The sequence below is a fragment of the Shewanella sp. genome, assembly GCF_048265805.1.
Taxonomy (GTDB): domain Bacteria; phylum Pseudomonadota; class Gammaproteobacteria; order Enterobacterales; family Shewanellaceae; genus Shewanella.
In genome coordinates this window covers 19,952-32,633 of record NZ_JBLXAT010000036.1, presented here as the reverse complement: position 1 = coordinate 32,633, position 12,682 = coordinate 19,952, and the positions used below count along the sequence as shown (strand labels likewise).

The 12,682-nt window shown below is 46.6% G+C and carries 9 protein-coding genes; 6 read left to right on the top strand and 3 right to left on the bottom strand.

Features of this window, described 5'->3' with window-relative positions:
• Both ACN0TT_RS18290 and ACN0TT_RS18285 read left to right on the top strand, forming a co-directional pair.
• The coding region (locus ACN0TT_RS18290; protein ID WP_417763584.1) for an RHS repeat domain-containing protein at positions 1-1,947 on the top strand (1,947 nt) is incomplete at its 5' end.
• Positions 1,931-2,602: a hypothetical protein gene (locus ACN0TT_RS18285; protein WP_417763583.1), complete on the top strand. Its 672-nt coding sequence runs from the start codon at positions 1,931-1,933 to the stop codon at positions 2,600-2,602. The genes ACN0TT_RS18290 and ACN0TT_RS18285, both read left to right, overlap by 17 nt.
• A gap of 300 nt (positions 2,603-2,902) precedes the next feature.
• Here the strand turns inward: ACN0TT_RS18285 and ACN0TT_RS18280 are convergent, their stop codons facing one another.
• A complete protein-coding gene (locus tag ACN0TT_RS18280; protein ID WP_417763582.1) occupies positions 2,903-6,217 on the bottom strand; it encodes an ankyrin repeat domain-containing protein in 3,315 nt (1,104 codons plus the stop codon).
• Positions 6,218-6,835: 618 nt separating this feature from the next.
• On the opposite strand from ACN0TT_RS18280, the gene ACN0TT_RS18275 reads away from it, so the two are divergent.
• A complete protein-coding gene (locus ACN0TT_RS18275; RefSeq protein ID WP_417763581.1) occupies positions 6,836-7,132 on the top strand; it encodes a hypothetical protein in 297 nt (98 codons plus the stop codon).
• Positions 7,133-7,141: 9 nt separating this feature from the next.
• Here ACN0TT_RS18275 and ACN0TT_RS18270 read toward each other — a convergent pair whose 3' ends face one another.
• A complete protein-coding gene (locus ACN0TT_RS18270; RefSeq protein ID WP_417763580.1) occupies positions 7,142-9,385 on the bottom strand; it encodes a hypothetical protein in 2,244 nt (747 codons plus the stop codon).
• A 302-nt stretch (positions 9,386-9,687) separates the two neighbouring features.
• On the opposite strand from ACN0TT_RS18270, the gene ACN0TT_RS18265 reads away from it, so the two are divergent.
• On the top strand, positions 9,688-10,455 hold the full coding sequence (locus ACN0TT_RS18265; protein ID WP_417763579.1) for an EAL domain-containing protein: 768 nt from the start codon (positions 9,688-9,690) through the stop codon (positions 10,453-10,455).
• 24 nt (positions 10,456-10,479) lie between these two features.
• Here the strand turns inward: ACN0TT_RS18265 and ACN0TT_RS18260 are convergent, their stop codons facing one another.
• A complete protein-coding gene (locus ACN0TT_RS18260; protein ID WP_417763578.1) occupies positions 10,480-10,764 on the bottom strand; it encodes a hypothetical protein in 285 nt (94 codons plus the stop codon).
• 312 nt (positions 10,765-11,076) lie between these two features.
• Here ACN0TT_RS18260 and ACN0TT_RS18255 point away from each other — a divergent pair, with 312 nt between their 5' ends.
• Entirely contained in the window at positions 11,077-11,454 is a 378-nt protein-coding gene (locus ACN0TT_RS18255; RefSeq protein WP_417763577.1) for a BlaI/MecI/CopY family transcriptional regulator, read from the top strand.
• Complete coding sequence (locus ACN0TT_RS18250; RefSeq protein WP_417763576.1) at positions 11,451-12,623, top strand: M56 family metallopeptidase; 1,173 nt, start codon at positions 11,451-11,453, stop codon at positions 12,621-12,623. Before ACN0TT_RS18255 ends, ACN0TT_RS18250 begins: the two co-directional genes overlap by 4 nt.
• The last annotated feature ends 59 nt before the right edge of the window (positions 12,624-12,682 follow it).

Sequence of the window (12,682 nt, the reverse complement as noted above, 5' to 3'; positions counted from 1 at the left end):
TCTTTGTTGACATACTTCACCTCAATAAGCGAGTTTACTCACTTAGCGAGATGTCCAAAAGTATCGGATCAGATCAATGCACTAAATCGTAGAACATTAGCTAACTACCCTGGCACGACAAAAGACATTAGTTACACCTATAAGCCAACTGGTGAATTACTCACGGCAGTTAATGGTGTCGGAGATATCTCATACACCTATGACAAGCTTGGACGAGTAATTGGCCGTTCAACTGTGGTAGACAGTATAGGCTATAATTTCGGGTATACATACTCAGGAAATGGCGGTTTAAACAGCATTACTTACCCTGATAATTCAGTCGTAAACTACGCACCAAATGCATTTAAAGAACCAACAGAGGCTTCAGATTACATAACGAATGTTTTGCACCATCCAACAGGAGCTTTAAATAGCTTCGCCTACGAAAATGGTTTGACATACTCACTCAATACAGACAGCAGTAAAATGCGAGTGGCAAGTATATGGGGCAAGAATGGTTCAAGCTATTTGATAAAAAAAACATATACCTATGATGCGGAAAGCAATGTTACGTCTATAATTGATAGTGTTAATAGTTCCTACACTATCAGTAACATCTCTTATGATAATGCCGAACGATTACTGAGTGCTTATTCCTCGGCTTGGGGGGGCACACGATCCTTTGGATATGATAAAACGGGTAATATCACCAGTAAAACGGCTAATGGTGCGGCCAATATTTATGACTATGATACCAGCAACCAACTTATCAGCATTTCAGGAACCGATTACAACTTTAGCTACGATGTATATGGTAATGTTACAAACAATGGCAAGCATAGCTTCAATTTTAACGATGCAGGGCAAATGCTTTCGTCTTCAAATGGTAACGTCTCCAGTACCTATGAATATGATGCTTTGGGGCGCAGAGTAAAGGTTACAACTAATGGCATTACCACTATTGAAATAAATGGTGACAATGAAAGTCTGCTTTGGTTAGTCGAAGATGATGGTATTCCTGTCAAGAAAGTTTACCTTGGCACTAAATTAGTGACCAGTGAAAAGAATGGCGTATCCAGATATATACACTTTGATACTTTGGGGTCGGTTATTGGTACATCTGATTCGAATAGAGTTTTTACTTCTGAACAATACACGCCTTTTGGGGAAAAGCTAAAAAACACGACGGTTCCTCTAAATGATCAGTGGTTTACTGGAAAGCGATTCGATACGGATACCGGTTTGACCTATATGCAGGCACGATACTATGATCCAGTTATCGGGCGGTTTTATTCGAATGATCCGGTTGGATCATCAGGAGTAATGTCCTTCAACCGCTATGCGTATGCCAACAATAACCCATATAAATATGTAGACCCTAACGGAGAGTTTGCAGTGCCTTGGCACGGTGGAATTACATTCTTTGCTGCATGGTCTTCAGGTCATAGCTTCAGAGAGAGCCTATCAATCGCTTATCGAGCTATGCAGGCTGATTGGGAAGCAGGATCTCAAGGAAGTTCTCCTAGTGCATGCGCCCGACACGCTATGGAATGTCCTAACTCTAGTCCCGGAGAAGCTCGGCTATTACATGCACAACTCATTAATGGGGCCTTGGCTGATGGAGATTTAGGACTTGCAGCACATGCAATTCAAGATCAGTTTGCTGGTGGGCATTCAGACTTTGCTTTCTGGCCGGGGGGATTTAAAGAGTTAGGTTTTTGGGGAACAATCAAACATCTATTTTCTGATATATTTCCCTCATTTTCGGCAGTGTCAAATTCATACTCTGCAACAAAAGAGACTCTAACAGGGAAGCAAAATAACAGTGGTAGCGGCAGTAGCCAAAGTGGGGCGAGTTCTGGGCGAGCTGGTGTTACAGAAAGCCCTGATGACCGATGCGGTATCGCGTGTCCGAGAGGAACGATTCAAGACGAATTGAGGAGAAGGGACAATGTTATCTATAACTAAGAGTTTTTGGTATTCAGCAAATGTTTTAGCACTTCTTTTCTGTACCTCGTCATGTGCTGGAGGGCAGAACGAATTACCTCAAAGAGGATACTACAGCGCAAACCCAAATGATTATTCTATAGATGGGGTGGTACGACCAGAAATAGACGAAGTCATAAAGGTGATAGATAAAAAAGCATTAGTTGGATTTTCATGGATAGATATGCCTCTTTACAGAGTTATTGTCATAAAAAGTGAAAATGAGTTATGTGCTGTAAAATTTGTATCCTACAAACGAGAAAATGATTCCAGAGAACCAACTACATTTAATTCTGGTGAAGAATCCTTTGAAGCTGAAATAGAGATTTCAAAATCAAAATTGACCCATGAAAATTTTGTTGGCTTTAAGTCTGTGAAAAAAGAAAAATTAAGTACAGGGCCTGCAATCGGGATTGGGAAGATATCCGTTAGAGATGGTAATTCAGTTATTAAATGCGGGAGTTCCAGAATACTCTGGCAATATCCAACGGCCCTAATGTTTTTCGGAAAGGATAAAACCACGCTATTAGCACCGACTACATTTATGGATATTAAAGCTATAACAAGCTTGCCATCGGATTGGTATGGGTATGAAGAAGGACGAAAGTACAAAGAGGTTGATTTGGTTGAAAACTGAAATGCTGGTGAGGGTTGTTACCAATGCTGGATGGCCGGGCTTACCCGCATTGAATCCAAAGCTCCGCCCTTCGAAGATGGGGCTTTTTTTAGCCTTGGAATGCTGGTGAGGGTTGTTACCAAAGCAGACAAAGCGCGTCAGCAAATTCGCCATTTTTCCAGTGGCCGAGAGACTTTTTGCCATCGGGCGTTATGCGTTCGAGGTTTACAGCATCACTTGTGTACAATTCGAAGAGATATTTTTATCTAAAAATAGGCCTGCTTTTGCAGGCCTGTTTTCGTTTTAAAAGATGCTCATGGGTTAATTCACTGGTCCACGGGCGGCGGCGAGTTGCATCATACCGACACAATCGGCCATCTCCCGCTCTTTGGCGACGTCCAGCGGTGATTGGCCTTGTTCGTTGAGTGCCAGCGGATCGGCGCCGCCCAGCACTAGTGTCATGATCAGCGGTTTCACGCAGTCTTCATAGTGCTGCTCATCGCCACGGAAGAAGGTGGCAAAATGCAGCGGCGTGTTGCCGCGTTCATCGCTGGCGTTAATATCATGTCCTTGGCTTAATGCCGCTTTGACGATAGCAACATTGCCTTGATAGGCGGCCAGATGCAGTGGGGTTATGCCCCAGCTATTGGGTTGATATGGTACCTTAAACTGCTGTTGCAACAGCGTAAACCAACTGCTGGCCAGCTCGAAGTCCGCATGTTGTGCGACCGCATGCAGCAAGTTATCGCCATCGGTTTCAACGGTGTTGGCAACCTCTTCAAGATTGAGATATTGCAGCAATAGCTGCTGTGCTTCATGGCCGGTATAACGCAGCGCAAACCAGATCAATGACGGTCCCTCGCCTTGGGTCGCCAGCGAAGCGCCGAGCTTGATTAAGTGTGGCACTAATGCCAATTGTGGCCGATACAGTGCCAACATCAGTGGCGTGAATCCCTCTTTTTGACTGGCGAGATTGATATTCGCACCGCCAGTCAGCAGCAAGTTGAGCGTTTTCATTTTCTCGGCGGCTTGCAGTGCCCGTTGCTCTGCTTCCGGCAGTTCGCTATCTATCTCGATCTCTACGGCGCGATTATTCATCAACGCACGAATAAGTGGCGTGTTACCCTGCTCGTTATAGTTGTCAACGTTGGCACCGCGACCAAGTAACTCTGCCACTACCAAGTTTTCGCCTAAGGCGGCCGCAATATGCAGTGGTGTATCGCCATCTTCATCAACGGCATTGATATCCGCGCCCGCATCTAACAGCATTTTCACTGCGGTTAAACGCCGCTGCGGCTCAGTAGTTTCATAGCCAGTTACCTTATGTAAACAGCTTTGTGGTGGCCAACCCCCGCTGGCACTGGGGTCGGCGCCAAGGTCGAGCAGATAGCGCATCCACAGCAAGCGTGAGTTAATCGAGGCAAACACCAACGGCGTCGCTTGAGTGGCTTCATTACGCTCGGTGACATCTAGCATGCCTTTGCGCTGCAGCAGTTGCAGATATTCCAACACCCGCTCTTGGCTTAATCCGCTGCGGCTGTTCATCAAAAAGTGGACGTAGTGTTCACCATTACCACTGATAGGCTGATGCGGATCAGCACCGTTATCCAGTAACAGCTCGACCACATCCAGATTATCGCCGCGTGTCGCTGTCTCCAATGCGCTCAATTCCCAACGGAACAAGTCAGCATCGCCCGCCCCCGGCACCAATTCGCGCTGCAAGGTAATGTTCGGATCTGCGCCCATTTCTAACAGCAATGAGGTTAACGCCATGGCGCTGTCACCGTTGTGCCAATCGAGCACCATCTGCAGTAACGGCAGCGTTTCGGAGATGATTTTCTCGTCGGTCGGATAACGTTTATACGGGCGATTGACGTCAGTGCAACGCGCCAGTAAACAACGCATGGTCGGCAAGGCGACTTTATTACTGATGGCGTGGCGTAACAGCGGCCCAGCTTCGTCACTTTCTACATCTAACTGAGGGAGTTGCTCCAGTAGCGGGCTAATATCATCGCCTTCGTTGGCGTTGAGACACCAATAGGTGATCAGGTTGCCGACACTGTCGGGTTTGACCCGTTTGTTAATGTCCCAGCCCACTTGCAGCAGCGCGCGAGCCAACATCATAAACACATAGTCGCCATTGATATTCACCAACAGATGCGCCAAGGTGCGGCAATCGGTCAGGCTGTCGTTGCGCGACATGTTGTAATAGAACGGCGTATCTAACGGCAACTCGACACCGTGGCTTTGGTACAAGCGGTTTAACTTCGGCAAGGTATCAGTAAGCGCTTCGGCGGAGTATTTGTTGCCGTCGAAATTGCGGGTAAACAGCTTGGTGAATAACGTTGATTTATCTTGCTCTTGATAAAACAGATCCGCACCGCGATCGGCCAGCATCGATGCTAAAGCAATACGTTGATACCAAATCGCAAACAAAAAGGCGGAATGACCATGACTTTCAAGCGCTGCGCCATGCTCCAATAGCCATGAGATCAACGCATCAGCGTGCTCTATCTGCTCGTAGCCACAAATCAGTACCTGCAAACTCGTAAGTTCGCGCTCATACCAACGGCAAGTAACGTTGATATCGACGCCTTTCGCCAATAGTCGCTCCAAACAGCGTAATTTGTAAGGCAAGTTGATATTGGACGATGGTACCAGCTCAGTGAAGTATGAGTTCAGTAACTCTGCCTCATCAGGCTGCTGGTCAATCACCGTTAAGTATTCCGCTTGCGGATAAAACAAAATCCCAATCGGTAAGCCAAGCTGCTGCTGTTGGTTCAAGCTCAATAATTGGTTACGCATCGCTTCCGAAGGAAAGTTAGCAAAAGTGAAAAACGGCAGGAGATCTGGCAGTTCAAACTTAGGAATGTTGACTTCCAAATCTAGCAAGGTGAGAAAGGTACTAAAGCGCTTATTTTTTAAGGCGATAGTGGGTACAGAGTCAAAGCCCTCTGCTGGGCTCTCAGGTTCACGGACCTGTAACTCACCAGTATCAAGCAGCGCTTGCAAAATAAACGGAATGGCAACCCGCCGAGGCTCATCCATAGAGTGGCTATCAGCCAACAGTGGATTGCTCAACATTTGGCACAGCGGCGTATCGGTTTGTTTATTGCCTAAGTTAACATCGGCGCCCAGTTCAATCAGCGTGCGCACCATTCTAGGCTGAGGCATCACGTCATCGTTGCCAATATAAAATGCCAATGGTGTTAAGCCGGTATTGCGTTCGTCGATTGCATTAATATCTACGCCGAACGCTAATAGGGCTTGCAGATAATCTCGCCGCACATTTTTAAACTGCAACACGTAATGCAGCACAGGTAGGCCATCAATGTACTTAGGCAATGTCTCACCATGTGCCAAAAACAGCCGCAGTAGCCGCCGCGATAAGCTGGCAACCACATGTTCCATCACTGGCTGACCGGGTCGCTCAGCACCAGAGGTAGGGTCAACACCGGCTTCCAACAACATGGCCGCAATCTCAGCTTGCGTGTGATGGATGGCGTAATACAGCAGCCCACGGCCGTCTTCATCGGTCGCATGGTAATTTTTCTCAAAGGAAAGCATGGTGGATAGCGAGCTGACATTGCCACCACGAATTAACGAAATAAGTGTTGAGAAAGGGGTAAAAAGCATACGTACTCCATGTGAGCTTTTTAATCACACAAGGCGTCATCACGCCGTTGCGGTAATCTCTAGAATCAATCAATAGCGCGGAACTGCCGGTGGATGTTCGTCGCTGCTGGGTGGCATTATCCCTATGCTTGACCTGAGCGGCAGAGTGCACTTACTGGTGGGCGCCAAGCTTAGCATAACTCTCGCCAAAAGACATAAAATGTCATAAAAATGGCGATTGAGTGTTAAGCTTCAGTGATAAACGCCGCAAACGGTTACTGGCTTTGCGGCGCTATACCAGCCAATGTCGTTGTGATACAGCAACACCTTTTATAGAATGCTGTCGTCCTCAGCCTGCTAGGGTCTGTTTATCTTTAGTGTTTAATTTTTGTTCAAAATAAACGCATTATGAACGAGGCGAGACCAGCGACGCTTAGTCAACTAAGCAAGCTGGGCACAATAAAATTCAGAGTGCGTTTAAATGAACCCTTCGGGCAGCGACAGCGCGCAATTTATTCAGCGTTAGGCGCTGTTTGTGGAGAATAACTACACGGCACATCACCTGCCTTGCCTAAATCACGCGCTGCCTGCTGCAAAAACAATCAGCAAAGATAAACAGCCCCTAGAGCGTAACATTCAATGGCCCCAAAACCGGAACTCAATGCCGTTATCTATGCCCTGTATCATCTGCGAGATTTAGATGATGTGCGCCGCAATGACTACGCCTATAACGTGTACCACAAGTTTGTGCATGAGTTCGATAATGAGCTGCAACAACGCATCATCCGCGCCATAGAAGAGACGCTCACTTGCGAAGATATTGATAGCTGTTTTGCCCTTCCCAAGGTGCCGGGCAGCAACGCCACCAAGCGCGAATATTTACAGCTAGTGTTACAGCACCTCAAGGCCGGCGCTGTGTCGGCATTGAGGCGATGACAGCAGTGTTTACTTATCGTTGCTGTAGCTATTAAGGCTCACCATTTTGGTTTTGCTGACGCGATGACGGTAGATCTCCCGCAGATACTTAATCGCATTTTTCACCGATTCACGGCTTAAGCGAATGTCATTAATTGAGGTAAACTTGTGGCTATCACGGATCAGTTCGCGGTATTTTTTTTCGTACATTGGCTTAATAGCATGCCAATTAGTATCGAGAATTTTCGATGGATTTTCAAACTCCTCTAGCATTTCATCAATACGTGATTCATCAAACTCTGGCGAGCGAATACAGTCCAATATTGTCTCTTCAAGATTGTCGCTATAGCAGTAATCTTTTTTGGCGAAACAACGTTTAATATAAGCGACCACCAAGGTTAAAAAGTCATCACTCATGCATGGGCTTTTAGCAATTAAAGTAGTTAACGATAAATTCGCTGAAGCTCCCACCACCAACGCATAGCGTTTTAACGTGGTATTAGGGAACAGGTTATTTAAGTGGGTTTTGAGTTTATTGAGATCTACATATGACAGCTTATAGTCTTTGGGTAGTGACACAATACACACCACAGATGAGCAACTATTAAAGAAACAAAGGCTTTTTAGATATTCGGCATCAAAGCCTGACTCACGATATTTACCTAAAGCAGTGCGATATTGCTGAGCAGCGACTGGCAGCAGACTAATACCTTCAATGGCTTGAGTTTTAGCATTAAAGTGCGGCAAATCGATGGAGCGGCAAAAAAGATCGTCAATATCCAAGCCTGATTTGCCTTGATCATTGCGCCGCACTAGATCAACCACGCCCGCATTATCAGGCACCACCGACTCGGCATACGCAGTGGCGACTGGCCCCGCCAAGCTCATGAACAGATCGTTGGCATCTAGACGGATCGTTTCACCAATATTGATACCAGCACGACGGAAATAATTCTCGTCATAATCAGAGGTCACCGCCTGGGCACTGAGAATATTAAAAATCTGCTGGCTAATATACTGGTTGGCGTATTTTTCCATCGAGTTAACATCAATGTAGCGACTGGTGTCATCATTGCTTTGCTCGGCATAACTCATAATGTCGTTGGAGATCAGCATCATGGCATTCCATGGCCTAATGCGTTTAGCGACATCATAAGTATCATCGTTGTCATTCTCTGGGTTATAAGAAAAATTCCACTCTTCTGCCAGATACTTACACAGCAAACGTCCCGCATTGATATGCAACGCTTCTGACATATCTAGATGCGCCGAAATGGTCGGTAAGATACAGAACCCGCTGGTAAAAATCGGTTCAAATACAAAAGATTGATTCTGACCATCCAGATCGCTTTCGGGACGTATATCAAAGGTTTTGCGAATATAAGAGTGTTGCTGCGCCAAACCAAACTCAGACGCCATACCCGAACCTGTACCACCGCCCGCACTAAAGATATAAAAATACAGCCGTGACTGGTTCGCACGAATGCCACATGAGTCCACTAAATAGGAGTGAATATATGGCCAGTCAGGGTTACTGAAGTGCTCTGTATCTTTATTAAGAATGATCTTCGCCAGATATTGACCAAGGATTGGCGCATTACCGGCACCACCGGCATGCACTTCACTGAAGTTCATAATCTTCAGCTTATGGTATTCCTCCAATAAGCGACCACGGCCGTTAGAGGAGTAACGTACGCGCCCTTCGATATCTTTATCGAGATCGCCGAGCATGACCAATGGCTCAATCAAAAATACGGGCTTCGTACCTGAACTATGCAGTTTTAAACCACGCTGCAACCAACCACCTGACGGCTTTGATGGCTTGTTCACTTTCTTGGTATTTAGTTCTTCTTTTTTAAGAAACTCATTGAGATAAAAGTTACGCGCATCATGCACCAACAAAGCAACATCGGTCGCGATGTTGGAGCCACAACGGCCAAGACCAATCAAACAAATTGATGGAAACGCCCGCAAACCAGGAGATTTATCGGCGCTGTTCTCAAGTTGCGGAGAAATCTGCGCGTGGAATTTTTTTAAATTTTCGAGGATCTGTGAAATATCAGGTTGGGTGAAGTAAAAGTCATAGTCACTGAGTAGATCATCTGACTCCGCAACGGCTTTACTATCTGTCTCTTTCTCGACCACTGCCATGTCACCGTCTTCGGCATGCTCATGATCAACCTGCGCTTTGGTGGCTATTTTAGCTTTAGTCGACACTGTTTCTGCTGTTTGAATTTTTGCAACTGGTTGGGTATCAGAATTATTTTGACGCACGCTCAGCCCTCCGAGATTGTATACAATCTAATCAAACTATATTCCGTTGACTAACCCCAAACGGTGTTAGTTGTTGATTAGTTTATATACAGTTTGGCAGAGATTACTAAAAACACATCATTGACTCAGCAATATAAATGCGATCTGTGAAGCAAAAAACGCATCAACTAATAGAGATATACTGGCAAGCAGCTAACCAGTGCCAATCGGGCTGTCATCGCTACTTTTTGTGCGCTTAACTATATAATCGCACTTGAAATACCTTATAGTGACGATCAAATCTCCACATAATGTGAGCATCTATGACGGATATTTCCACACCAGCTTGCGCCCAATGCCGCGAACATCATGCGTTGCCCTTTGCGATTAGCATGGCCTTTCAACCCATCATTGATGCCAAAACGTTAGAGGTATTCGGCTATGAAGCACTCGTACGCGGCATTAACGGCGAAGGTGCCGGTCAGATTCTCAGTCAAGTATCCGATGACCAGCTGTATCGCTTTGACCAACAATGTCGTGTGACAGCCATTGAATGGGCCAGCAAGCTCAAACTTGATAAAATGCTCAGTATCAACTTTATGCCTAACGCGGTTTATCAAGCTGATCGCTGTATTCGCACCACCCTCAAAACCGCTGAGCGCTGCCAATTTCCGGTGAAGCTGATCATGTTTGAGTTTACTGAAAACGAGCGAATTACCGATTCAAGCCACCTGAAATCGATCATCAATTGCTATAAAGAACTGGGATTTCGCACCGCCATTGATGATTTTGGCTCAGGTTACTCCGGCCTAGAGCTATTAGCCGACTTGCAGACGGACATCATCAAACTCGACATGACACTGATTAAAGATATTGATCAGTCCCCTGCCCGCCAAATCATTGTGCGCCACACCATCGCCATGCTGCATGAACTCAGTTGCAGCGTACTGGCTGAGGGGATTGAAACTGCTGCTGAAGTGCAGTGGTTACAAGCGGCTGGCGTTGACCTAATGCAGGGCTACTTATTTGCCAAACCCGGCTTTGAGCAACTACCGACCGCTGATGTTAGCGCGCTGACACCAACCGCCTAAGACCAAGCGGCTCTCAGTAGCAACTTAACCTTGCTGCGAACTCCACTGATACAGCTGCGCTAAGACATGGTGATATTGCTGGTTTCGCTCAGCCATATTGAGCTGCGGTGTCGCCGCGAGTGCCACATCGTTGGCACTGCCCATACTACCAGCAGTCGAGTTAATCGTCTTAGCGGCAGCCGAATGATTACCACGTTGATATTGCCCTAAGGCTTGGCGAAATTGACGTTGCCAATTAGGCTCACCTTCTAATAAATCAACCAGTTGTTGCAGCCATGCCGCCACCTCACTTGCGTCCGTACGTGTCATTGTGGTTGGTCCTTACCCTGCTGTTTAACGTGTTTCGTCTGTCGCTTACGCAATAAGCGAGTTAGCGCCGCAACATGATGCCGCATCATCACTGTGACGCCAATAGCGGCGCTTGCGACTCGTTCATTACCAATAAAGTTCATAACGAAAAACCGCAACAACCACCATAAAAACAAGTAATTAGTTTAATAAATCGGCATCTTCTAACATATAACCGCTATTTTTTGCACATTGTTGCTTGACGCAAATGATTACAAGTGTAATCTTAATTTAAAAATTACAACCGTAATCATTAATAAGCGCAGAGATCACATGAAAGAGATAAGCAACGCTGAGCTGACGATTTTGAACTTACTGTGGCAACGTGCACCGCAGTCGGCACAAGAGATTATCGAGCAACTTGCTAGCGCCAATGATTGGCAGGATAAAACCGTAAAAACCTTGCTGAATCGCTTAGTGAACAAACAAGCCATCGGCTTTGATAAGCAGGGGCGCGCTTACTCCTACTACCCGCTGATTAACCAAAGCGAATATCAACTTAAAGAGAGTGAGTCGTTTATTCAGCGGCTATTTAGTGGCCGAGTTGCGCCGTTAGTGGCGGGCTTTGCCAAACAGAAAAAGTTGACCGAGCAAGACGTCAACGAGCTGCAACAGTTAATTGATCAATGGAAAAAGGACAATCCATCATGAGTCAGTGGCTAATTTCGCAAACTATTGGCATCAGCCTACTCGCTAGCGTGTTGCTGCTGTTGCATCGCCACAACCTCAAGCGGCTCGGTATTCACTATACCTATCTGTTGTGGCTGTCACTGCTGTTATTGCCCGCTTCATCTTGGTTAATTCAAATTGGCCAACAGTGGCTGAGTCACAGCGCGAAACCTTCGCAACTGGCGGTATTTCGAGTGTATATGCAGCAAGCGGTAGGTGATGTGGAACTGCTGTTGGGTTTCAGCATACTCAGTTGTGCTTATCTCGTTGGCGTCGGCGCCATGCTGGCACTACTGCTTGCCCACAGCGTTTATCTGCGCCAACTGCGGCGCAACGCTCTACCTTGCCTGCTAGCGTTTAGCTCGCCATTGCCGATTAAACTCCACGCCGCGGTTAGCTCGCCGATGTTATGTGGTGTGTTCAAGCCAATGATTTTAGTACCGCGTAATTTCGCTGAGTTAGAGATTAACGCCCAACGCTGCGTCATTGAACATGAGCTACGCCACCAACAGCGTGGCGATCTACTCAGTAACACCTTGGCTTGGCTGCTACTCAGCACCCATTGGTTTAATCCTCTGGTTTGGATGGCATACCGCCGCTTTCGAGATGATCAAGAACTGGCCTGCGACGCCGACGCTACCCAGAGCATGTCGCGCCAGCAATGTATTCGCTACGGCGAAACCCTGCTGCACTATTCGCAGCACCCGATGTTAAGCGTGATGAACACGCATTACGGCAACAAAAACACCCTAAAGGAGAGAATTATGCAACTACAGCAGCATAAATCGCACGGAAGAAAACGCTTAATCTTAGCAATGTTGACCCTGAGTTGTGGCCTGAGTGCTGTACTACTCAATCAACAAGTGATGGCAGATCCCCAAAGTGCTAGCGCAGGCCCGATCAACCGTGTGGAACCAAACTACCCAACTGATGCCGCTAAACAGCATATTGAAGGTCATGTCAGTTTCAAATTTGATATCACCGCCGATGGCAACGTCAGTAACATACGGATCATTGATTCGCAGCCAGCAGGTGTATTTGATAGTGAAGCAACTAAAGCGTTCGCGCAGTGGCAGTATCCCGCCACCGGCACCACGCAGCAAGATATGATGGTACAGCTAGCGTTTCAAATGGCGCCTGAGCAACAATAAGTTGATCTGAGTGCTACGTTCGCCAAACCTGTATAGATCGACGGCCGCGATCTATTACT

What these genes read in the sequence shown, in the direction of transcription:
- ACN0TT_RS18285 (WP_417763583.1), top strand. Translation starts at nt 1,931, where the DNA reads ATGTTATCTATAACTAAGAGTTTTTGGTATTCAGCAAATGTTTTAGCA.
- ACN0TT_RS18280 (WP_417763582.1), bottom strand. Translation starts at nt 6,217, where the DNA reads ATGCTTTTTACCCCTTTCTCAACACTTATTTCGTTAATTCGTGGTGGC.
- ACN0TT_RS18275 (WP_417763581.1), top strand. Translation starts at nt 6,836, where the DNA reads ATGGCCCCAAAACCGGAACTCAATGCCGTTATCTATGCCCTGTATCAT.
- ACN0TT_RS18265 (WP_417763579.1), top strand. Translation starts at nt 9,688, where the DNA reads ATGACGGATATTTCCACACCAGCTTGCGCCCAATGCCGCGAACATCAT.
- ACN0TT_RS18260 (WP_417763578.1), bottom strand. Translation starts at nt 10,764, where the DNA reads ATGACACGTACGGACGCAAGTGAGGTGGCGGCATGGCTGCAACAACTG.
- ACN0TT_RS18255 (WP_417763577.1), top strand. Translation starts at nt 11,077, where the DNA reads ATGAAAGAGATAAGCAACGCTGAGCTGACGATTTTGAACTTACTGTGG.
- ACN0TT_RS18250 (WP_417763576.1), top strand. Translation starts at nt 11,451, where the DNA reads ATGAGTCAGTGGCTAATTTCGCAAACTATTGGCATCAGCCTACTCGCT.